Source organism: Novosphingobium sediminis, assembly GCF_007991615.1.
In the GTDB taxonomy this organism is placed as follows: Bacteria; Pseudomonadota; Alphaproteobacteria; order Sphingomonadales; family Sphingomonadaceae; genus Novosphingobium; species Novosphingobium sediminis.
Genome location: NZ_BJYR01000009.1, coordinates 73,501 through 94,573, shown reverse-complemented (window position 1 = coordinate 94,573; position 21,073 = coordinate 73,501). Strand labels below are relative to the sequence as shown.

Genomic DNA, 21,073 nt, shown 5'->3' with positions numbered 1-21,073 from the left:
CATCCCCCCAACCCGCTCATGTTGAGCTCGTCGAAGCATCATACACAGCGGCCGCGCCAGCACCCTTCGACAAGCTCAGGGTGAGCGGGTTGGGGAGGGCCGTTACCGTGCCAGCAGCGTCCGCGCTTGGCTTGCCAGCTGCGCCAGCATCGCCGGGGCGACCCCGCCTGCGCCTTGCGCCCGGCCTGTCAGCGCGCGGAAATTGCGCACTGGTGCCGCCTGCGCCTCCAGCCACTGCGCCACCGCCGCGCCCGGATCCTGCCCGGCCGCGCGGGCGAGGAAATCGAGGCGCATCTGCTGGAAATCGCGCGCGAGGCCAGCGACGAGCAGGCGCTCCCATGGATCGGAGGGGCTCATCCGGCTCGCTGCCTGCTGCGCCCAATCGAGCCCCAGCGCGGCACCGAGCGCCGAGAAGGCAGCGGTCAGCGCCGCCGGGTCGATCACGCGCGTCGCGGCGAGGTGGGCAAGGCCGATGGCCCCGTCCATATCGACGAGGTGCGCGATCCGCTGCGCCACTTGCGGCGGCACGCCCGCATCGGTGAGTTCGGCCAGCATGCGCCGTGCCTGCACCTTCGCCTCGCCCTGCAGCAGTTCGCTGGTGGAGCCTGCCAACTGGGTGACGCCGGGGGCGAGTTCGGCGATCAGCTTGCCCGGCTCGAACGACCCGCGGCCCGCGCGCAGTACATCGGCGATGTGGCCGCGCAGCACTTCGGCGACGCGGGCATAGAGCGAGAGCCGCACCTGCTCCGGCATGGCATCGCCGTCCGGCCCGTCGAGCAGCGCCCAGATTCCCTTGAGATCGAGCAGACGCGCCGCAACGACAAAAGCCGATGCCACTTGCGCCAGGCCCACGCCTTCCTCCTCGACCAGTTCGAAGGGATGCACCGGCCCCAGATCGTTGACAATGCGGTTGGCCAGCTTGGTCGCGATCAGTTCGCGGCGCAGGCGGTGGCTGCGGATATCCTCGGCGAAGGTTTCCTGCATCTGCGGCGGGAAAGCGGCAAAGAGATCGGCTTCGAGCACGGGATCATCGACCACCGGGCTCTCTTCCAGCGCGCGCTGAAGCACCAGTTTCGCGCTGGAGAGCAGCACCGCGAGTTCGGGCCGGGTGAAGCCGTGACCAGCGGCAGCTCGGCGCAGCATGTCTTCGCTGCTGGCAAGCCCTTCGGTCTTGCGATCAAGATCGCCGTTTTCCTCCAGCACATCGACGAGCCGCGCATAGGCGGGCGCCGCCCCTGCCCCGCCGCGCTCGGCGATGGAGAGCGCGAGGGCCTGCAGGCGGTTATCCTCCAGCACGAGCCGCGAAACATCGTCGGTCATCGCGGTGAGCAGCGCGACGCGGCCGTCTTCATCGAGCCGCCCGGCGCGCTTGGCCGAGGCGAGCGCGATCTTGATGTTGACCTCGTTGTCCGAACAATCGACGCCCGCCGAGTTGTCGATGAAGTCGGTGTTGATCCGCCCTCCCCGACCCGTCGCACCGACCAGCGAATATTCGATGCGGCCCGCCTGCGTGGTGCCGAGGTTGGCGCCTTCACCGATCACACGTGCGCGGACGTCCTCGCCATTGATGCGCAGGCCGTCGTTGGCGGGATCGCCCACCGCGACGTTGTTCTCGCTCGAGGCCTTCACATAGGTGCCGATGCCGCCGAACCAGAGCAGATCGACCGGCGCCTTGAGGATCGCGGTGATCAGCGCTTCAGGCTCAAGCTCGGCGTCCTCGACGCCCAGCATCGCGCGCACTTCGTCTGACAGCGGGATCTGCTTCATCGTGCGGGGAAACACGCCGCCGCCCTTGGAAATGAGCGACTTGTCGTAATCGTCCCAGCTCGACCGCGGCAGCGCGAACATGCGCGCGCGCTCTGCCCAGCTTGCTTCCGGATCGGGCGAAGGATCGAGGAACACGTGGCGGTGATCGAAGGCCGCCACTACCTTGAGCGCCTTCGACAGCAGCATGCCGTTGCCGAACACATCGCCCGACATGTCGCCGCAGCCCGCCACGGTGATCGGCTGGGTCTGCACGTCCACGCCGAGTTCGCGGAAGTGGCGCTGCACCGAAAGCCACGCGCCGCGAGCGGTGATGCCCATGGCCTTGTGGTCATAGCCTTTGGAGCCGCCGCTCGCGAAGGCGTCATCCAGCCAGAAGCCCTTGGCCTCGGCGATGGCGTTGGCGATATCCGAGAAAGTCGCGGTGCCCTTGTCTGCAGCGACGACGAAATAGGGATCCTCGCCATCGCGAATCACCACGCCGGCAGGGTGGACCACCTCGCCGCCGACGATGTTGTCGGTCACGGAGAGCAGTGTGCGGATGAACACCTGATAGCTTTCGCGCCCTTCGGCCAGCCATGCTTCACGCTGGCGGATGGGATCGGGCAGCTGCTTGGGATAGAAGCCGCCCTTGGCGCCAGTCGGCACGATCACCGCGTTCTTCACGCGCTGCGCCTTCATCAGGCCTAGCACTTCGGTGCGGAAGTCGTCGCGCCGGTCGGACCAGCGCAGGCCTCCGCGCGCGACCGGGCCGGCGCGGAGGTGGATGCCCTCGACGCGCGGGCTGTAGACGAAGATTTCACGCCACGGCACTGGCTTGGGGAGGCCGGGAACCAGCGCGGAATCGATCTTGAATGCCAGCGCTTCGGCGGCGGCAGGCGCGAACGCATTGGTCCGCAGGATCGCTTCGGCGAGCGCGCGGAACTGGCGCAGCAGGCGGTCGTCGTTGATCGCGGCAACCCCGGCGAGGCCGCTGCGGATCTGCTCGGCAAAGCGGGCTTCGGCTTCGGCGCGGTCTTCGGCGAACGCGGGATCGTGGCGCGCAAGGAACAGGCCGATCAGCCCGCGCGTGACAATGGGCGCGCTGCGCAGGGCTTCGACTGCGGTGGCGATCGAGAACGTCATGCCGGCCTGACGCAGGTAGCGATACCAGGCGCGCATCCAGTTAGCCCCGCGCGCAGTGAGCCCCGCAGTGACGATGAGGCGGTTGAACAGGTCATCCTCCGCCCCGCCGTTGAGCACGGCGGCCAGCGATTCCTCGATAGCCTCGGCGCGGGCGAGCAGTGCCTCGCCCTCGATCCCTTCGGGCAGCGCGACGAGGAAATCATGGATGAAGCCCAGCCGCCCCTTGTCGAGCGCGGTCGGCACTTCTTCCAGCACGCGGAAGCCGAAGTTTTCGAGCACCGGCACCGCATCGGACAGCACGATGGCGCCCTCCCGCTGGTAGAGCTTCAGACGCAGGCCTTCTTCGCCGGGGAGGCGGTGGAGCCGCACCGCGCGGCGGGGGGCGCCCGTCTGCGTCAGCGCGCGCAAAACGCGGATGTCACCTGCAGCTTCGGCTGGGCCATAGGCGCTGCGGTAGCCAATCGGGAACGCCTCGGCATAGCGCGCGGAAATCGCGGCAGCACGCGCCGGATCTTCACCCTTGGCCAGCTCTGCTTCGACCGCCGCGCCCCATCCGCGCACCATCGTCTGCAAGGCGGCATCGAGCGCCGCTTCATCGGGCAGGGCTGCGCCATCGCGGATATCGATCACGAAGCGCATTACCGCGAGCGTGCTGCCCTCGACCGAGAGGCTCCAATCGAGAAGCGGCGCGTCGGTCGCGGCTTCGAGCATGGCCTGCACGCGGTGGCGAAGTTCGGTCGATTGCACATCGCGCGGCAGCCAAACGAAGGCGAAGAGATGGCGCGCGAGCGGCGCGGCAACGAGCGACAGGCGCGGACGGGGCCGATCAATCAGCGTCATCATCGTCGTGGCGACGCGTTCGAGATCGGCCTCGTCAAAGCTGATGAGCAGATCGTGCGGCAGCGCCGTCAGCGCGTGGGCCAGCGCCTTGCCGGCATGGCCGTTGGGCGCGAAGCCGAACTTGTCCATCAAGGCTTCGAGCTGGCTGCGCATGCGCGGGATGCGGTCCGGCGTGGCAGCCAGTGCAGCGCTGGTCCAGACGCCGGCATGGACGGAGAGCGCGGTCACCTTGCCGCCTTCCATCACCGGCGCGATGAACAGATCGAGCGGGACGCGGCGATGGACGCGGGCGATGCGGTTCGCCTTGACGATGAGCGGGCTGCGCGGGGCATCAGCGCCGCGCTCGCCCAGCCGGTCGAACCATGCGAAGGCGCGGTCGTAGCTCGCCTTGGCCAGCAGCGGCGCATCGCTGGCGCGGCAGATGCCGAGCGCCTGCCTATGCGAACCATCGCGGTGCTGGACGACATGGCCGAGCTGGGTAAGCATCCCGTCGGCCAGCCAGCGCAGCAATGCCGCGCCCTCCTGATCGGGGAGCGTGCGCGCGTCTTCCTGCATCGCGGCCTGCATGCGCGGCCAATCAGCAACGGCGGCATGGACGTCTGCCAGAGTGGCGCGCAAGCCGGCGAGCAATTCGCGGCGTTCGCGCGCATCGACGCGCTCGGTCTCCAGATAGACCATCGATTCGCGGCGTTCACCCACCGCATCGCCTTCGGGCAGGCCGAGCAGGTTGCCCTCGGGATCGCGCCGCACCGCCACCACGGGATGGACCAGCCGATCGATCGCCAGGCCCTGCGCCGAGATCGCCGCCGCAATCGAATCGACGAGGAATGGCATGTCATCATTGATGACCGCGATGCGCAGATAGCGCGAACCGCCTCCGGAACCCGACTGCCCGCCGACGCTTTCGATGGCAATGGCCGGCTCAGCCCCCGTGCGCTTGGCCGCCGCAATCAGGGTGAAACGCGCCGCTCCGGCCAGCCGTTCCGCTTCGAAATCGGCGGCTTCCGCGGGCAACAGGGAGGCTGCGAAGCGCGCAGCAAGCGCTTGCGAAAGGATCGCATCCACGCCGGAAACGGCGGTCTTGGTAGCCATGGTCGCTCCTGCATCCCGGCGCTGTCACTCCGCAGGTTTGCCCTGCCGGAGGCGCGCCATCTTGTCGTCATGAGCGCGCAATTTTATGTCACACTCATGAACTAATAATGCGAAGCCTACTCCGGCATCGGCGCAGAGGCAAGCGGGAGGAGCCTTAAGAATTAGGCATCATTGGCTATTATGCCGGAACGGCCAAGTCGGCCTGCAATGCTTCCATGGTGAGCGCCAGACTGCGGTGGCGCAGCGCCGGATCGAAGGTGGAGCCCGAGACGATCAGCTCGTCCGCCCCGGTCCGCGCGCGGAAGGCGGCCAGCCGCTCGCGCACCGTCTTGACGCTGCCGATGGCGCTGACCTGCCGCATGTGATCGAGCATGGCGAGCGAGGAAGGATGCAGGCTTTCGCGGTAGCCGGGCACCGGCGGCGGCAGCTTACCCGGCGAACCGGTGCGCAGGCGCACGAACGACTGGTCCATCGAGGAGGCGAGCAGCACGGCTTCCTCGTCGGTATCCGCTGCAATCACGTTGATCGCAGCCATCACGTATGGCTTGTCGAGCCGCTCCGAGGGCTGGAACCGTTCGCGATACAGCGTCAGCGCCGCGTCGAGGTGATCGGGCGCGAAGTGCGAGGCGAAGGCATAGGGCAGGCCCAGCATCGCGGCGAGCTGCGCGCCGAACAGGCTTGAGCCGAGGATCCACATTTCCGGCTTTGCGCCGAGGCCGGGCGTCGCCTGCAGCGGCAGGCGCGCATCGCCCGCGAAGTGCAATTGCAGCTCCACCACGTCGGTCGGGAAGCTCTCCGCCGCCTGATGGATATCCTTGTGCAGCGCCCGCATGATGCGCTGGTCGGCGCCCGGCGCGCGGCCGAGCCCGAGGTCGATCCGGCCCGGAAACAGCGCATCGAGCGCGCCGAACTGTTCGGCGATCACCAGCGGATTGTGGTTGGGCAGCATGATTCCGCCCGCGCCCAGCCGGATGCGCGAGGTGGCATTGCCGATGTGCGCGAGCACGACCGAGACCGCCGCGCCCGCGATGCCTTCCATGCCGTGGTGCTCGGCCACCCAGAAGCGGTTGTAGCCGAGGTCTTCCGCCGTCTTTGCCAGCGATGCGGCTTCGGCCAGCGCCTCGCTCACCGTGCCGCCTTCCCGCACAGGGACGAGATCGAGGACAGACAGCTTGAGGTCAGCCAAAGTGCCTGAATGACTCATCGCGCGTTCTCCGGTGGCGCGGCAGGGGCTGGCGCCGGTGCGGATGATGTGGGGGCAGGGCCGATCTGGTCAAGATATCCTTTGGCCGTCACGGCTTCCGGGCTGTTCGGCGCAAGCGCCACGACCGATTCCCATGACTTCCGCGCGGCATCCTCGCGGCCCGAAAGCATCGCGATCACGCCCGCCTCGAGTCCGATCGGCGCGCCGAGCGGATCGCCATGCAGTGCGAGACTGGCGGCCACTTCGATATCGCGCTGCGCCCGCTCGAGATCCTTGCCCCGCCGCGCGAGCGTGGCGGAAAGCAGCCAGCCTTCCGGTTCATTCGGCGCAAGCCGATGCGCTTCCTGCAAGGCCCCGCTCGCTTCGGGCAAGCGGCCCAGCGCAACAAGCGCACGCGCCCGGCCGATCTGCACCGCGCCGCGCACCGCGTTGTCATCGGCGCTTGCGGCACTGGCGGAAGGCGGCGTCAGCGCCTTGTCATACCACCCGAGCGCGGCTTCGGCCCGGCCACCTGCCAGCGCGGCATTGCCGGCCATGGTCTGCAGCGCGGCCACGGCAGCCGGATTGTTGCCCGGCACCTGCCCGGCGCTCTCGGCAAAGGCTGCCTCGGCCCCGGTGGAATCGCCCTGTTGCAGGAGCAGCTGGCCAAGGCACTGCGCGGCAGCGCCATGCGCGGTGTCCGGCGTCGCGGCCTTGCCCGCTTCGGCCAGCCATGCCCGCGCGGCGGCAATGCCTGCAGTCAGATCCTTTTCACCCGCGGCCAGACAGAGCGTGTAGCGCGTCGGCCTTGGCGAGGCGGCTTGCGCGGGAGCCAGGGCCGGGATGCCGGTCTGGGTGGCAGGCGGTGTCTCTCCGGGAACGGGCGGTGGAACTTCGGTCACGCGCTTGCGGCGCGGGATCGGCAGCGGCGCGGGCTCATACGAGTGCGGGTTCGGGCCGATCTGGTGCCAGACATCCGCCGGGAGAGGAGCTTGCGCGGCAATCAGGGCGGGAAGCAGGATGAGCATCAAGGATCCTTCAGTCCCCGCCCAGCGCGTCTAGCGCAGCGAGGAGCACGGCGATATCCGACGGCCGGGAAAGCCGGTGGTCCGCGTCCTTGATCAGATGGACCTGCACATCGGCTGAACGCAGCGCCGCCGCGAGCCGGATCGATGTCTCCCACGGTACATCGGGATCGGCCTGCCCCTGGATTAGCCGCACCGGACCGGTGAAGGCGATGCCCTTGGCCAGCACCCGGCATTCCTGCCCGGCCGCCCAGAACTTCGCGTAAGTCGGCGTCGGTTCGGGGCCGTAGATGTTGTCCTCGTAGACCGTCTCGCCGCGCGCAAACACGGCCTTCTGCTCGTCGGTAAAGCCCCATTCGCTGAAATCCGGCGCGGGCGCGAGGCCGACGAGCGCGGCCACGCGGTCTCCCAGCACTTCCGCCAGCAGGAGCATCAGCCAGCCGCCCATGCTCGATCCGCACAGCACGGCGCGTTCGATGGCGAGGTGGTCCAGCAGCGCGATCACCTCGTCGCGCCACAGCGGAAGCGACTTTTCCGCGAAGACGCCCTCGCTCTCGCCGAGGCCAGTGTAGTCCAGCAGCAGGCACGCACGGCCCCGCTTTTCGGCATGGGCCATCACCGCCTTCGCCTTGCCCCCGCTCATGTCGGACATGTAGCCGGGGAGGAAGACGATCGTCGGGCCTGCGCCCGGCTGGAAGAGGTAGGCCATCCGTTCGCCCGATGGCAGGGTCATGAAGTCGGTCATGCCGCGCTTGTGCCACCGTGCGCGAGGCGGTCAAATGGTTACAAACGCTATTCCTGCGCGCGCCCGTTTCTGCCAAAGGCGCGAGTGATCGCCCGACGGGCGAATTCAGCGAGAGTACTCATGTCCGAGATGTTCAAGATCACCCTGCCCGATGGTTCGTCGCGCGAAGTCGCGCCCGGCACGACCCCGGCAGACATCGCCGCCGCGATTGGCCCCGGCCTTGCCAAGGCGGCGATCGGCGCGCGCGTGAACGGTGAACTGTTCGACATCACCCGCCCCTTCGAAGGCGATGCTGCGCTCGCGCTCGTCACCGCGCGCGACGAGGCCGATGCGCTCGAACTGGTGCGCCACGATTATGCCCACGTGCTGGCCGAGGCGGTGCAGGCGCTGTTCCCGGGCACGCAGATCACATTCGGCCCGAGCACGGACGACGGCTTCTATTACGACTTCGCTCCGAAGGACCGTGCCTTCACCGAGGACGACCTGCCCGCCATCGAAGAAGCGATGCGCAAGATCATCGCCGCGAACAAGCCGCTCCGCCGCGAAGTGTGGAGCCGTGAGCAGCTGATCAGCCGCTGGAAGCAGCAGGGCGAGACGTTCAAGGCCGAATGGGCCGCCGAACTGCCGGAAAGCGAAGAGCTGACTGTGTACTGGTCGGGCGATGACTGGCTCGACATGTGCCGCGGGCCGCACCTTGCCTCCACCGGCAAGCTTGATCCGCAGGCCTTCAAGCTGACGCGCGTTTCGGGCGCTTACTGGCGCGGCGACCAGTCAAAGGCGATGCTCAGCCGCGTCTATGGCACCGGCTGGCTCAACAAGAAGCAGCTCGATGCGCACCTCACGCGGCTGGAAGAAGCGGCCAAGCGCGATCACCGCAAGCTGGGCCAGGAAATGGACCTGTTCCACCTCCAGCAGGAAGCGCATGGCTCGGTGTTCTGGCACCCCAAGGGCTACCGCATCTGGCGCGAGCTTGAGGCCTACATGCGCCGCGCCATCGACGGCGCAGGGTACAAGGAGGTCAAGACCCCGCAGGTGATGGACGCGCGCCAGTGGGAGCAGTCCGGCCACTGGGGCAAGTACCGCGAGAACATGTTCGTCATCCCCGACGAAGTGCCGAACACCGAGGACGAAGGCCCGATCGTTTCGGACGATGCCGAGTGGATGGCGCTCAAGCCGATGAACTGCCCGGCGCACGTGCTGATCTTCCGGCAGGGCCTCAAGTCCTACCGCGAACTGCCGCTACGCCTCTATGAAAACGGCTGCTGCCACCGCAACGAACCGCACGGCGCACTGCACGGGTTGATGCGCGTGCGCCAGTTCACGCAGGACGATGCGCATATCTTCTGCCGCGAGGACCAGATCGTCTCCGAAGTGCGCGCCTTCTGCGAACTGGCAGACCGGATCTACAAGGACTTCGGCTTCACGTATTCGATCAAGCTGGCGCTGCGCCCCGAAAAGCGCTTCGGCACCGAAGAGATGTGGGACATGGCCGAGACGGAGCTGCGCAATGCGGTGACCGAGGCCGGACTCGCCACGCCGGAATACGGCTGGGAGGAACTCCCCGGCGAAGGCGCATTCTATGCGCCCAAGCTCGAATGGCACCTGACGGACGCCATCGGCCGCACCTGGCAGGTCGGCACGATCCAGTCCGACCGCGTGCTGCCCGAGCGGCTCGATGCGGGCTACATCGGCGAGGACGGTGAGCGCCACCGCCCGGTCATGCTCCACCGTGCAATCTTCGGATCGTACGAGCGCTTCATCGGCATCCTGATTGAGCACTTCGCCGGCCGCCTGCCCGCATGGCTTGCTCCGGTTCAGGCCGTCGTCGCGACCATCGTTTCGGACGCCGACGACTATGCACATGAGGCCACAGCAGCGCTGCGCGCCGCAGGGATCCGCACCGAGACCGACACGCGCAACGAGAAGATCAACTACAAGGTGCGCGAGCATTCCTTGCAGAAGGTCCCGTATCTGCTGGTGGTCGGCAAGCGCGAGGCGGAGGAAGGCACTGTGGCGATCCGCACGCTGGGTGAGCAGCACCAGAAGGTGATGCCGCTGGCCGAGGCCATCGCGATGCTCAAGGCCGAAGCAACCCCGCCGGACCTGCGCGCCTGATCGCACTTCTCGATCTTCCGCTGCTCTCGCTGGCGCTCTGCGCGCTGGCGGCGTTCATCGCCGCCTTCGTGCGGGGGCTGGCGGGATTTGGCATGGCCATCCTGCTCGTCCCGCTGATTGCGCTGGTCATCCGGCCGGGCGAGGCGGTTGTCGTCTCCAACATGCTCGGCCTGCTCATCGGCCTCGTCGGCGCGCGCAAGGTGTGGAACGCGGGCGAGAAGAGCGCTGGCGTGATCGGCGGCCTCGCCATGCTGATGACCCCGCTCGGTCTCCTCGCCCTGTTCGCCACGCCGCCCCCTGTCGCCCGCGTGCTGATCGCGGTGGTAGCAATCGCCGCCTTCGTGATGGTGCTGCTCCCGGCCAAGCCCGGCCACGCGCCCGGCAAGCTGGAGACCGGGCTGACCGGCGCCGCGTCGGGCCTGCTCACCGGGTTTGCCGGTATGCCGGGACCGCCCGTCGTGCCCTATTACCTGCGCCGCCCGATCCCGCGCGAGGTGGCCCGGGCCTCAATGCTCACGGTGTTCCTGCTCACGTCTACAGCAAGCACAACCGCCGCGCTGGCGCTTCACCTCGCAACATGGCGCGATGCGCTGTTCGCGCTGCTGCTGTTCGGGCCGGTGCTCATCGGCAATCACCTCGGCTCGCTCGCGTTCGGCAAAGTGAGCGATGCGCTGTGGCGCGGATTCGTCGGCGTGCTGCTCGCCGCCTCTGCGCTCATGGCGGTCGTTCGCTTGCTCGGCTGAACTGCCTATCCCGCTCGGCGGCATGGGTAACGCCAAATAAACCCTCTCCGGTCCATAGGTGCCATCTCTGCACAACCGGACGGACTGCGTGATGACGATCAACTTCCCAGAGCTGGCCCGCCAGGCCGCCGCCGATGGCGCCATCACGGCAGACGAAGTGCTGGCCCTGCGCCGTTCAGCATGGCCCGATGGCCGCATCGACCAGACCGAGGCCGAAGCGATTCTCGCGATCAACGAGGTCGTCTCCACCAAGAGCCCCGAATGGATAGACTTCCTCGTGGAAGCTGTCGGCGAATACGTGCTGAACGGCACCGAACCGCGCGGCTATGTCGCGGATGACACTGCCAATTGGCTGATTTCCCGGCTCGACCACGACGGCTGCCTCGATTCGGCAGCCGAACTCGAACTCCTCGTCCGCGTGCTGGAAAAGGCGCTTGGCACACCTGACCGGCTCAAGGATTACGCACTGGCCCAGATCGAGCGCACCGTGCTCACGGGCGAAGGCCCGACGCGCGATGGCGGAAGTCTGATCCCGGGTTCGATCACCGAGGCCGAATGCAAGCTGCTGCGCCGCGTGATCTTCGCCAACGGCGGTGATCGCCCCGCCGGGGTGAGCCAGCGCGAGGCCGAAATGCTGTTCCGCATCAAGGATGCAACGCTGGGCCAGCCGAATGCCGCCGAATGGCAGCGCCTATTCGTACAGGGCGTCGGCAACTACCTGCAGGGCTGGACCAGCGGGCGTTCCATCACCCGCGAGCGGGCAGCCGAGCTCGAAGGCTTCATGAACCAGACCTCCAGCGGTCTTGGCGGTTTCTTCCATCGGATGAGCCGCGTCGGCGCGGGCGACCTGCGCTCCGCAGCGCGCGACGTGCTGGCGGCCCCCCCCGCGCGTGACTTCGCCGGTGAAGCTGGCTCCGAAGCGGGTGTGACCTCGCCCGAGCAATCCTGGCTCGACGGCAAGATCGGCGCGGACGGGCAGACCGACCCGCTCGAAGAGGCGCTTCTCGCGTTTCTTGCCGAGGCGTGAAGCCGCCTTTCACGTGAAATTAGCCATTGTGGCAGCAAGAACCGTTTACCGGAAGTCCCGCATAACCGTCTCATCGCAAGGGGACGTTTATGCACATGCCGGCCAGAATGCTGTCGCACGAAGTCGCGGTCGATAATCGCCGCGTCCAGCGCCAGCGCGCGGGTGAAGTCACCTCCGGGCGCGTGCAGCGAATCTTCGATATCTCGCGCTATGGCTGCCAGATCGAGAGCAACGATCTTGCCGACGGCGCGAGCGGCCAGTTCGTGGAGATCGATTTCGGCACGGTCGTTACGCGGGCAATCATCCGCTGGTCGGACCGCGCGCGGCTCGGCCTCGAATTTGCCCGGCCCCTCGGCTCGCGCCAGGTCGATGCATTGCTGACCGAACCGGCACCGATCCGGCTGCGCAGGCTCTAAGCCGCGGGCTTCGCCACCGCCGGCTTGTACTTCGCGGCGTCCGTCGTGAACTCGGCATGGCCGAGGCTGCCGAGATAGCCGCGCACCTTGCCCACCAGTCGCTGGTCCGCGAGGTGCCGGACCACAGGCGTCTTGGCGGCGACACCATAGAGCCGCATCTGGCCCATCAGGCCCACGCCGACGGCTGTCGCGCGCAGCTTGTCGATCGCGCGGATCTGCACACCGAAGCGCGCCGCAGCCTTCTCGCTGCCATTGCAGAAGTTCTGCATGAAATAGACCTTGGCGAACGAGCGCTCGAGCCGCGCGCGGACTTGCCCCTGCGGGGTCGAGGTATCGATCAGATCGGCTTCCAGCGTGGCGCGCAGCAGGCCGCCGCAGGTCGCTTCATCGAACCCGGCGCGCAAGCTGAGCGCGCGCGCATTCCACGCATCGACGATCCCCTGCGGCGTCTCGGCCAGCAGGTCTTCGGGCAAGCCGAGCAGGAAGCAGCGATAGCGCGACAATTCGATCTGCGCGCGTTCCTCGGGCGTGAAGTCGCTCCGCCCCTCACGCAAGACCTTGGAGGAAATCAGGAAATCAGAGATCAACCCGGCAGGCATCTGGTCCACCTGCGGGATCGGGATGCCGTAGATTTTCTGGTCCCACTTGTCCGCAGACAGCACGTTGAAGCGCACCATCGAGTGCATCAGCCGCACCATCGCCGCCGCCTTGAAGCCCGGCCCGAACCGCGCCAACGCGCCGGGCAGCACCGAAGTGCCGAAGAACGTCGCGGTCTCCTTGATCCGGCGCGCGGCGGTCTTGTTGGAGAGCGTGCCCGTCAGCGCCATCGGCAGCGCGGCATACTTGTTCATGAAGGTTGCGACGAACGCCCCGCGGATCGCCCACGGCGCGACATTGGCGAAGCTAACCCGGTGTAGCCGCGCACCTTCCTCGACCATCTTCATATCCACCCACGCGGGCGTGGCTTCCATCGAACGGATGAAGGTAACGAGTTCGGCGGGCGCGCCTTCCACCTTGTCGGCACCCTTGTCGCAGGCCTCGACCAGCATATCGACCAGCCGCCGGAAGCCGTATTCCGGCATCAGCGCGGCATAGGGATCGGCCACGGCATCACCCATCAGGGTGTAGGCGGCGATGCGCTCCATGAGTTCGGTGTTTTCGAGCAGCCGTGCCGCAGCCTTGGGATAGGAGCGCAGTTCGCTCCCCGCCACATCGCCATCCAGAAGCAGGCGTTCGGGATGAATTTCGAAATCGACCCCGCCATACATCGCCGGATTATCGATGCGCTGCGCCGCAATGCGCTGGCGCAGCTGCGCGATGGGGGTGGGCACGGCTAGAGCCTGTCCTGATGAGGTGGAAGCGTTGTCATCGTCTCAGGAAGCTTCTCGGCAAGGAGCGCCGCGCAGTGCGGGCCGGTAGCCCGTGCAAGCGGCGCGACGCTGTCCGAGGGGCTTCCTGAGACGACCCCGAAGGGGCGGGCCGCTTTTGGCCCATCGCAGCGTTGCTCGTCGGTCACTATGGGCAAGCATAGCTCCCTCCTCTCGCCTCGCGCTGGGCCAAAATCGGCTCCGTGCCAACGCTTCCACCTCATCAGGACAGGCTCTAGACCGTGAAGCTTTCCCCGCAGCCGCAGGAGCCCTTGGCGTTGGGGTTCTGGAACACGAAACCGGCGGTGAAATCGTCTTCCTGCCAGTCCATCGTGCTACCGATCAGATAGAGCACCGAGCCGCCGTCGATGAAGAACGTGCCGCCCGGCGTCTCGATCCGCTCGTCCATCGGGTTCGCTTCAGAGACGTAGTCCACCGAATAGGCGAGGCCAGAGCAGCCCCTGCGCGGGGTGGAAAGCTTCACGCCGATCGCGCCTTCCGGTGCGGAGGCCATCAGCTTCGCCACGCGCGCCTCGGCAGAGGGCGTGAGAATCACCGCAGCGGGGCGCTGGCGGGGCTTGGGGCGAGTGGTGGTGTCGGTGGTCATGGCTTCACCTAGATAGGTACGGTTCAGAGCATACCAAGTTCGAGCTTCGCGTCATCGCTCATCTTGTGCGGATCCCATGGCGGATCCCACACGAGATTGACCTCGGCATCGCGCACGCCGGGGACGGCCTCGACGCGCAGTTCCACTTCTGCGGGCATCGTTTCGGCGACCGGGCAGTGCGGCGTCGTCAGTGTCATCGTGACCATGACCGAACCTTCCGCGCTCACGTCGACGCCATAGATCAGGCCGAGGTCGTAGATGTTGACCGGAATTTCCGGATCAAAGATCTCGCGCAGCGCGGCGACCACGCCTTCGTAGATATCCCCGCCCGGCTCGCCCGGCGCCGCATCCGCTGGCTTCTCGGCAAGGAAGCCCTCCAGATAGTCGCGCTTGCGTTCCAGCTTTTCGGCAGGAGTCTCAACTGCTTCCTCGACGCGCGCGCGGCGCGGCGGTTCGACGCCTTCGACTTCCTCGATCTCGATCCGGCTCATCCGAATATCCTTTTGGTCCGCTCGATGCCGCGCAGCAGGGCGGCGACATCGCTTTCATCGCTGTAAATGCCGAAACTGGCGCGCGCCGTGGCCGGCACGCCCAAATGCTCCATGAGGGGCTGTGCGCAGTGGTGCCCCGCGCGGATCGCCACGTTTTCCTCGTCGAGGATCGTGCCGAGATCATGCGGGTGCACGCCTTCCAGTGCGAAGCTGACGATCCCGGCGCTGTCTTCCGGCCCGAACAGGCGCACCGAATTGATCCGCCCCAGTGCCTCGCGCGCCATGGCCACCATCCGCGTCTCATGCGCGTGGATCGCATCAAGGCCATGGCTGGTCAGGAAGTCTGCCGCCGCGCCGAAAGCAATCGCCTCGACGATCGCCGGGGTGCCCGCCTCGAAGCGCTGCGGCGCCGGAGCCCAGGTCGTCTGCGCAAAGGTCACGCGGTCGATCATCGAGCCGCCGCCCTGCCATGGCGGCATGGCATCGAGCAGGTCCTTCTTCGCCCACAGCGCGCCGATCCCGGTCGGACCATAGAGCTTATGCGCTGAAAAGACGTAGAAGTCGCAGCCCAGCGCCGCGACATCGACCGGGAGCCGCGCCGCCGCCTGGCAGCCATCGAGCAGGATCTTCGCGCCCACGCCGTGCGCCAGCGCCACCGCGCGCGGCACATCGAGGACCGAGCCCAGCACGTTGGAGACATGCGCGAAGGCAACCAGCTTGTGCGCCGGGGTGAGCATGCGCTCCGCCGCGTCGAGGTCGATCCGGCCGTCCTCGGTCAGCGGGCAGACGTCGATCTCGAGGCCCGTGCGATCCCGGATCAGCTGCCACGGCACGATGTTGGAGTGATGCTCCAGCTGCGACAGCAGCACGCGATCACCGGGCTTAAGGTTGGTGACGCCCCAGGTCTGCGCAACGAGGTTGATCGCCTCGGTCGCGCCGCGCGTGAACACCAACTCGTCCTCGCGCCCGCCAATCAGCGCCGCCACGGTGCGCCGCGCCGCTTCGTAGGCCAGCGTCATCTCGGCCGAGCGGGTGTAGACCCCGCGGTGGACCGTTGCGTAATCTGCGCCCATCGCGCGCGTCATGGCATCGATCACCGATTGCGGTTTCTGCGCAGTCGCGGCGGTATCGAGGTAGTGCCAGCGCTTGCCCTCGGCGTTGAGCAGGCCGGGCCATTCGGCAGCGCGGGTGAGAGTTTCGGTGCTCACAGCAAGCCCTCCAGCGCCGCCAAGGCTGCCTCTGTCAGCGCTTCGCCTTCCGGCGCGCCCAAGAAAGCCTCCGCGATGAACGCATGGAGCATCAGCTTCTTCGCTTCCGATGGCGGCAGCCCGCGCGATTGCAGGTAGAACAGACCCATCGGATCAAGCTCACCCACCGCGCAGCCATGTGCGCACTTCACGTCATCGGCATAGATTTCGAGCTCGGGCCGCGCATTGGCGGTCGCGGTGCGCTCCAGCAGCATCGCGCGGATCGATTGCTCGCCGTCGGTGCCGATGGCCCCGCGCGCGACGTGAACCTTGCCCAGGTAGGTGCCCGTGGCATGGCCGCCGAGCACCGAGCGCACGACCTGCCGGCTCACCGCATCGGGCGCCAGATGACGGACTTCGGTCACGATCTCGAGCGTCTGTTCGCCGCCGCCAAGCTGCGCCGCGCCGAAGTGGAACGACGCGCCCTTGCCGAGCGTGGCCGTCACCGCGATGCGGCCATAGGCCTGCCCGGCATTGAGCACGCGCAGATCGAAGCTCGCGCCGTCTTCCAGCGTAATGACGATCTCGCGCACGTCCGCAGCATCGGCATTCGCGGTGATCGCCAGCGCGCCAGCCTCGCCGGCGGCGACGTGGATTTCCTGCGCCGCGACGGGCCACAGCCGCTCCAGCGCCGCGAGGTCGGCGTAGCGATAGGCCTCGTCGGCGCGGGTCGGGAGGGCGAGACTATCCACGGGCCACCTCGCAGCGCACCAGAGCGATGGGGTTTTCGGGAGCCCTGCTACCGTTCCGATCAAGGATGCGCAGCGTCATGGTCTTGCCATCCGGCCCGAGCGCGTAGTCCGCCGTCAGCGCAACGCCGAAATCGTCGTCACCTTCGCGCACCACGATGTGGCCCTGATCGAGCATGTCGACAGCCTTGACCACGCCCCAGTAATCGCCCTCGGTGTTCATCGGGGCGGTCACGATGCGGCGCGCATACTTGTCCGCGCAGAGCGCCGAAGTCGGCGCCCATTCGCCGTGGAACGCGGCGGGCATTGCGGGCGCCGCGCTCCCCGCCGCAGCCGCAAGGGCAAGCAGCAGGCTCATGCCGCCACGGCCTCGTAGCCTTCGCTTTCCAGCTGCAGCGCGAGTTCCGGACCACCGGACTTCACGATCCGGCCACCCGCCAGAACGTGAACGAAGTCCGGCTGCACGTAATCGAGCAGGCGCTGGTAGTGCGTGATGAGCAGCACCGCCTTGTCGGGCTTGCGCATGATCGCATTGATGCCTTCGCCAACGATCCGCAGCGCGTCGATATCGAGGCCGCTGTCGGTCTCGTCGAGGATGGCGAGCTTGGGCGCGAGGATGCCCATCTGCACCATCTCGGCGCGCTTCTTCTCGCCGCCCGAGAAGCCCACGTTCACCGGGCGCTTGAGCATGTCCATATCGAAGCGCAGGAGGCCCGCCTGTTCCTTGGCGCGCTTGATGAAGGCGGCGCCCGAAAGCGGCTCTTCGCCATGCCCCTTGCGCTGCGCGTTGAGCGCCTCGCGCAGGAACTGGAGGTTGGAGACGCCGGGAATCTCGACCGGATACTGGAAGCCGAGGAACAGCCCCGCCGCCGCGCGCTCATGGGGTTCGAGCGCGAGCAGGTCCTGCCCGTCGAACTCTACCGAGCCGCCGGTCACTTCATAGCCGGGGCGACCGCCCAGGGTGTAGCCAAGCGTCGACTTGCCGGCGCCGTTCGGCCCCATGATCGCGTGGATTTCGCCGGCGTTGATCGAGAGCGAGAGGCCCTTGAGGATCGGCTTGTCGGCAACGGTGGCGTGCAGATTGTTGATCGTGAGCATCAGTATTCCCGGGGACGGCGCGGCGCCGGGCGGCGCGTGGCAGTTCTGCTGGAGCTTGACCGCTTGGCGCGGCGTTCGGTGTGGAGCGCGCGCATCGCATCGGAAATGCGCTGCGCGGCGGCATCAGGATCGGCGAGCACGTCGGCAGCGGCGATGCGCTCGACGCGGTAGCCCACTTCGGACAGGCTCTTGTCGCGAGCGGCGGTAAAGGCGGCATCGGCATCGCCGTCGATTTCGACGACAAGCATCAGCTGCTTGCAGGCGAAATCCACGATGGCCGAGCCGATCACCGTCTGCCGCTTGAAGCTGTAGCCGCCGGTTTCGACGCGGGTCAGCGCATCGGCCAGCGCTTCCTGCGCGGGGGTGGGATTGCGGCGCATCTCGCGGGCCCGCTCGTGCAGGGCATCGAGGCGGCTTTCGGAAATCTCCCAGCCGCGCCCCTTCTTCTGCAAGGTCGGCGCATCGCCCTCGCCGAAGCGCAACGAGAGCTTGCGCTTGGGCTGCGACTGTACCTCAACCGGGAGGACGAAACGCTTGTGCACGCGGTCGACCGGGGTGCCATCCTTGAGCGGGACGTCCTCGGTAACGCCATGATCAACGAAGCCCTGCTTGGCATAGAACGCAAGGCCGCCGCTATTGTCGCCCCGGATCGTCGCGTTGATGGCGGTCAGGCCCAGTTCTTGGGCGCGCTTCGTCGTCGCGGCAAAGAGCGCTGAACCGATCCCCCGCTGGGTGCCGCCGACGCGCGCAAAGGTGCCGATATCGCCGACATCCTCGGGCAGACCGGGGTAGCGCCCCAGCGTCTGGAAGCCGAGAAGGGTACCGTCATCGTCCTCGGCCACGAAGCAGCAGTGGACGTTGGGACCGGTGAGATAGGCCGCGTTCAGCGCCTCCGGCGTATAGGGATCCTGCAGCGCGGTCGTCCCGCCAGCGGCGATGACCGCGTTGAGCAGTTCGGCCAGTTCAGCGGCATCGTCAGCCGCAACAGGACGCACTGTGATGGTCGTGGTCATTGCGTGTCCTTCTTGCCGTTGCAGTTGGCGAGGAAGTCCGCGCGCATCTCGTCGAACAGCTCCCGCCACGATGTCTCGATGGCGCGGGCATCATCCAGCTGCTTCTGGCGGGCATCGATCTGGGTCAACGCGTTCGCCGTACTCGCCTGTCCGGCAGGTGTGCCAGCCGCCGGATTGGCCATAGGCGGAGCCAGCAAAATGGCGCGCTCGCGGGCAATGTCGCGCTGCTCGGCATAGGCGGCGGCAGCGAATTCTGTGCGGCGGTGCGGTTCGCTGCTGATCATCTTGCGGATCTCGACGCGGTTGCACGTCTTCACCGCATCGAGCGCGGGCGCCGAATCGGGGATTTGCACGCCGCTCAGCAGCAGCATCGACAGAATCATCCGACCGACCCCTCAAGGCTGATGCCCAGAAGCTTCTGCGCCTCGACTGCAAACTCCATCGGCAGCTGCTGCAGCACTTCGCGCGCAAAGCCGTTCACGATGAGGGCGATGGCGTCCTCTTGCGCGAGGCCGCGCTGCATCGCGTAGAACAGCTGGTCGTCGGAGATCTTGCTCGTGGTCGCCTCGTGCTCGATCGTCGCGCTGGGGTTGCGCACCTCGATATAGGGCACGGTATGCGCGCCGCAGTCCGCGCCGAGCAGCAGCGAATCGCACTGGGTGAAGTTGCGCACGCCCTCGGCCTGCGGGGCAACGCGCACGAGGCCGCGATAGGTGTTGTTCGAATGACCCGCGCTGATGCCTTTGGACACGATGGTCGAGCGGGTGTTCTTCCCGTTGTGGATCATCTTGGTGCCGGTATCGGCCTGCTGGTAATTGTTGGTGACGGCGACCGAATAGAACTCGCCCACCGAACCTTCGCCGTTGAGCACGCAGCTGGGGTACTTCCACGTGATCGCGGAGCCGGTTTCCACCTGCGTCCAACTCACCTTGCTGCGTGCGCCCTGGCACAGTGCGCGCTTGGTCACGAAGTTGTAGATGCCGCCCTTGCCGTCTGCATCGCCGGGATACCAGTTCTGCACGGTCGAGTACTTGATCTCGGCATCGTCGAGCGCGACGAGTTCGACCACTGCGGCATGGAGCTGGTTTTCGTCGCGCTGCGGGGCGGTGCAGCCTTCGAGGTAGGAGACGTAGGCGCCCTTGTCGGCCACGATCAGCGTGCGTTCGAACTGACCGGTGTTTTCCGCGTTGATGCGGAAATAGGTCGAAAGCTCCATCGGGCAGCGCACGCCCTCCGGAATGTAGACGAAGGTGCCGTCCGAAAAGACCGCGCAATTGAGCGCCCCGAAGTAGTTGTCGTGCATCGGCACGACCTTGCCCAGCCAGCGCTTCACGAGATCCGGATATTCGCGGATCGCCTCGCTGATCGAGCGGAAGATGACGCCGGCCTGCTCGAGCTCCTTGCGGAAGGTCGTCGCCACCGAAACGCTGTCGAACACCGCATCGACCGCGACCTTGCGCGCGCCTTCGACACCCGCGAGCACCTTCTGCTCTTCGAGCGGAATGCCGAGCTTCTCGTAGATGCGCAGGATCTCGGGATCGACTTCATCAAGGCTGCCCAGCTTGGGCTTGGCCTTGGGCGCGGCCCAGTAATAGGCTTCCTGATAGTCGATCGGCGGGATGTTGAGCTTGGCCCACTCGGGCGTGGGCATCGTCAGCCAGTGACGATAGGCCTTGAGCCGCCATTCGAGCATCCACTCCGGCTCATTCTTCTTGGCCGAGATGAAGCGCACGGTGTCTTCGGAAAGGCCCTTGGGACCGTATTCCTGCTCGATATCGGACGACCAGCCATGCTCGTAGTCGGCAACGCGGGCCGCTGCTTCGCGCGCGGCCTGATCCTTGATCTCGATTTCAGTGTTCTCGCTCATGCTGTGGCTCCCGCCCCCGCTGCTGCCTGGGCCGGGCGCGCCAACTGCGTCAAAGGCACTCCGGCCAGCGCGCCGCGCAGCGCGGCATCGACCTGCGGCCAGTGCGGGCGCACGGTGCAATCGGCTTCCAGCGTGCAATCGTGGCGGCCATGCACGCTGCACGGCGCCATCGCGATCGGACCTTCGACCGCCTCGACGATATCCGCCAGCGAGATCGCTGCCGCCGGCCGCGCCAGCTTGAGCCCGCCGCCAAGCCCGCGGACGGACTTGAGCAGACCGGCTGCCGAAAGCTTGCTCACCAGCTTCTGCACCGTGGGCACCGGCAGGCCGGTCTCGTCCGCCAGCTGCTGCGCCGAAACCCGCGCACCACCCGCGCCATGACGTCCGCAATGGCTTGCGGCGGCGGTCATCGTCACCACGGCATAGTCGGCCATGCTCGAAAGTCGCATTGCAGCACTTTCCCGGAAAAAAGACGCCCGATCCGAAATCGGACCAAACTGTTCCGGTTATCTAGGAGATGCTGGACGCAAGCGCAAGCAGCCAGCCATGCCCCAAAATGTCAGGATGCGAAGCCTGTGCCACCGCGGACCGCGCGCGCTGCGCGTTAAGTCCAAAAACA

19 protein-coding genes are annotated in these 21,073 nt (G+C 66.9%); 4 read left to right on the top strand and 15 right to left on the bottom strand.

The features are described 5' to 3' along the window. Nucleotides 1-102: 102 nt before the first annotated feature. The 4 genes from NSE01_RS06605 to NSE01_RS06590 form a co-directional block, all read right to left on the bottom strand. Complete coding sequence (locus NSE01_RS06605) at nt 103-4,821, bottom strand: NAD-glutamate dehydrogenase (protein WP_147158849.1); 4,719 nt, start codon at nt 4,819-4,821, stop codon at nt 103-105. A gap of 178 nt (nt 4,822-4,999) precedes the next feature. Continuing rightward, nucleotides 5,000-6,025 carry an LLM class flavin-dependent oxidoreductase gene (locus NSE01_RS06600; protein WP_147158848.1) on the bottom strand — a complete coding sequence of 342 codons (1,026 nt, stop codon included), beginning with the start codon at nt 6,023-6,025 and terminating at the stop codon, nt 5,000-5,002. Continuing rightward, on the bottom strand, nt 6,022-7,032 hold the full coding sequence (locus tag NSE01_RS06595) for a tetratricopeptide repeat protein (protein ID WP_147158847.1): 1,011 nt from the start codon (nt 7,030-7,032) through the stop codon (nt 6,022-6,024). Before NSE01_RS06595 ends, NSE01_RS06600 begins: the two co-directional genes overlap by 4 nt. A 10-nt stretch (nt 7,033-7,042) precedes the next feature. Then, nucleotides 7,043-7,774 carry an alpha/beta fold hydrolase gene (locus NSE01_RS06590; RefSeq protein ID WP_147158846.1) on the bottom strand — a complete coding sequence of 244 codons (732 nt, stop codon included), beginning with the start codon at nt 7,772-7,774 and terminating at the stop codon, nt 7,043-7,045. A gap of 120 nt (nt 7,775-7,894) precedes the next feature. Between NSE01_RS06590 and thrS the strand changes: the two genes are divergently transcribed. The 4 genes from thrS (at nt 7,895) to NSE01_RS06570 (ending at nt 12,075) form a co-directional block, all read left to right on the top strand. Beyond that, complete coding sequence (gene thrS / locus NSE01_RS06585) at nt 7,895-9,889, top strand: threonine--tRNA ligase (RefSeq protein ID WP_147158845.1); 1,995 nt, start codon at nt 7,895-7,897, stop codon at nt 9,887-9,889. Continuing rightward, a complete protein-coding gene (locus NSE01_RS06580) occupies nt 9,886-10,632 on the top strand; it encodes a sulfite exporter TauE/SafE family protein (RefSeq protein WP_307725967.1) in 747 nt (248 codons plus the stop codon). Before thrS ends, NSE01_RS06580 begins: the two co-directional genes overlap by 4 nt. A 91-nt stretch (nt 10,633-10,723) precedes the next feature. Continuing rightward, nucleotides 10,724-11,659, top strand: a complete 936-nt coding sequence (locus NSE01_RS06575) for a hypothetical protein (protein WP_147158843.1) — start codon at nt 10,724-10,726, stop codon at nt 11,657-11,659. Nucleotides 11,660-11,754: 95 nt separating this feature from the next. Next, complete coding sequence (locus NSE01_RS06570) at nt 11,755-12,075, top strand: PilZ domain-containing protein (protein ID WP_170233778.1); 321 nt, start codon at nt 11,755-11,757, stop codon at nt 12,073-12,075. Here the strand turns inward: NSE01_RS06570 and NSE01_RS06565 are convergent. The 11 genes from NSE01_RS06565 to NSE01_RS06510 form a co-directional block, all read right to left on the bottom strand. Next, entirely contained in the window at nt 12,072-13,406 is a 1,335-nt protein-coding gene (locus NSE01_RS06565) for an oxygenase MpaB family protein (protein ID WP_147158841.1), read from the bottom strand. The genes NSE01_RS06570 and NSE01_RS06565 overlap by 4 nt on opposite strands. Nucleotides 13,407-13,677: 271 nt before the next feature. Next, nucleotides 13,678-14,049 carry a HesB/IscA family protein gene (locus tag NSE01_RS06560; RefSeq protein WP_147158840.1) on the bottom strand — a complete coding sequence of 124 codons (372 nt, stop codon included), beginning with the start codon at nt 14,047-14,049 and terminating at the stop codon, nt 13,678-13,680. Nucleotides 14,050-14,072: 23 nt separating this feature from the next. Beyond that, nucleotides 14,073-14,540 carry an SUF system Fe-S cluster assembly protein gene (locus NSE01_RS06555; protein WP_147158839.1) on the bottom strand — a complete coding sequence of 156 codons (468 nt, stop codon included), beginning with the start codon at nt 14,538-14,540 and terminating at the stop codon, nt 14,073-14,075. Further along, nucleotides 14,537-15,748 carry an aminotransferase class V-fold PLP-dependent enzyme gene (locus tag NSE01_RS06550; protein WP_147158838.1) on the bottom strand — a complete coding sequence of 404 codons (1,212 nt, stop codon included), beginning with the start codon at nt 15,746-15,748 and terminating at the stop codon, nt 14,537-14,539. Before NSE01_RS06550 ends, NSE01_RS06555 begins: the two co-directional genes overlap by 4 nt. Further along, complete coding sequence (locus NSE01_RS06545; RefSeq protein ID WP_147158837.1) at nt 15,745-16,479, bottom strand: SufD family Fe-S cluster assembly protein; 735 nt, start codon at nt 16,477-16,479, stop codon at nt 15,745-15,747. Before NSE01_RS06545 ends, NSE01_RS06550 begins: the two co-directional genes overlap by 4 nt. Next, on the bottom strand, nt 16,472-16,834 hold the full coding sequence (locus NSE01_RS06540; RefSeq protein ID WP_147158836.1) for a hypothetical protein: 363 nt from the start codon (nt 16,832-16,834) through the stop codon (nt 16,472-16,474). Before NSE01_RS06540 ends, NSE01_RS06545 begins: the two co-directional genes overlap by 8 nt. Continuing rightward, the gene (gene sufC, locus NSE01_RS06535; RefSeq protein ID WP_147158835.1) at nt 16,831-17,574 is read right to left on the bottom strand and encodes a Fe-S cluster assembly ATPase SufC; all 744 of its coding nucleotides are present in this window, start codon (nt 17,572-17,574) and stop codon (nt 16,831-16,833) included. Before sufC ends, NSE01_RS06540 begins: the two co-directional genes overlap by 4 nt. After that, nucleotides 17,574-18,587: a GNAT family N-acetyltransferase gene (locus NSE01_RS21670; protein ID WP_246135060.1), complete on the bottom strand. Its 1,014-nt coding sequence runs from the start codon at nt 18,585-18,587 to the stop codon at nt 17,574-17,576. Before NSE01_RS21670 ends, sufC begins: the two co-directional genes overlap by 1 nt. Next, entirely contained in the window at nt 18,584-18,970 is a 387-nt protein-coding gene (locus NSE01_RS06520) for a hypothetical protein (protein WP_147158834.1), read from the bottom strand. Before NSE01_RS06520 ends, NSE01_RS21670 begins: the two co-directional genes overlap by 4 nt. Then, complete coding sequence (gene sufB, locus NSE01_RS06515) at nt 18,967-20,454, bottom strand: Fe-S cluster assembly protein SufB (protein WP_147158833.1); 1,488 nt, start codon at nt 20,452-20,454, stop codon at nt 18,967-18,969. The genes NSE01_RS06520 and sufB overlap by 4 nt, the downstream gene beginning before the upstream one ends. Continuing rightward, complete coding sequence (locus tag NSE01_RS06510) at nt 20,451-20,903, bottom strand: RrF2 family transcriptional regulator (protein ID WP_147158832.1); 453 nt, start codon at nt 20,901-20,903, stop codon at nt 20,451-20,453. Before NSE01_RS06510 ends, sufB begins: the two co-directional genes overlap by 4 nt. Nucleotides 20,904-21,073: the final 170 nt, after the last annotated feature.

Coding starts and splice junctions, on each gene's coding strand:
- NSE01_RS06605 (WP_147158849.1), bottom strand. CDS start 4,821: ATGGCTACCAAGACCGCCGTTTCCGGCGTGGATGCGATCCTTTCGCAA.
- NSE01_RS06600 (WP_147158848.1), bottom strand. CDS start 6,025: ATGAGTCATTCAGGCACTTTGGCTGACCTCAAGCTGTCTGTCCTCGAT.
- NSE01_RS06595 (WP_147158847.1), bottom strand. CDS start 7,032: ATGCTCATCCTGCTTCCCGCCCTGATTGCCGCGCAAGCTCCTCTCCCG.
- NSE01_RS06590 (WP_147158846.1), bottom strand. CDS start 7,774: ATGACCGACTTCATGACCCTGCCATCGGGCGAACGGATGGCCTACCTC.
- thrS (WP_147158845.1), top strand. CDS start 7,895: ATGTCCGAGATGTTCAAGATCACCCTGCCCGATGGTTCGTCGCGCGAA.
- NSE01_RS06575 (WP_147158843.1), top strand. CDS start 10,724: ATGACGATCAACTTCCCAGAGCTGGCCCGCCAGGCCGCCGCCGATGGC.
- NSE01_RS06570 (WP_170233778.1), top strand. CDS start 11,755: ATGCCGGCCAGAATGCTGTCGCACGAAGTCGCGGTCGATAATCGCCGC.
- NSE01_RS06560 (WP_147158840.1), bottom strand. CDS start 14,049: ATGACCACCGACACCACCACTCGCCCCAAGCCCCGCCAGCGCCCCGCT.
- NSE01_RS06555 (WP_147158839.1), bottom strand. CDS start 14,540: ATGAGCCGGATCGAGATCGAGGAAGTCGAAGGCGTCGAACCGCCGCGC.
- NSE01_RS06540 (WP_147158836.1), bottom strand. CDS start 16,834: ATGAGCCTGCTGCTTGCCCTTGCGGCTGCGGCGGGGAGCGCGGCGCCC.
- sufC (WP_147158835.1), bottom strand. CDS start 17,574: ATGCTCACGATCAACAATCTGCACGCCACCGTTGCCGACAAGCCGATC.
- NSE01_RS21670 (WP_246135060.1), bottom strand. CDS start 18,587: ATGACCACGACCATCACAGTGCGTCCTGTTGCGGCTGACGATGCCGCT.
- NSE01_RS06520 (WP_147158834.1), bottom strand. CDS start 18,970: ATGATTCTGTCGATGCTGCTGCTGAGCGGCGTGCAAATCCCCGATTCG.
- sufB (WP_147158833.1), bottom strand. CDS start 20,454: ATGAGCGAGAACACTGAAATCGAGATCAAGGATCAGGCCGCGCGCGAA.
- NSE01_RS06510 (WP_147158832.1), bottom strand. CDS start 20,903: ATGCGACTTTCGAGCATGGCCGACTATGCCGTGGTGACGATGACCGCC.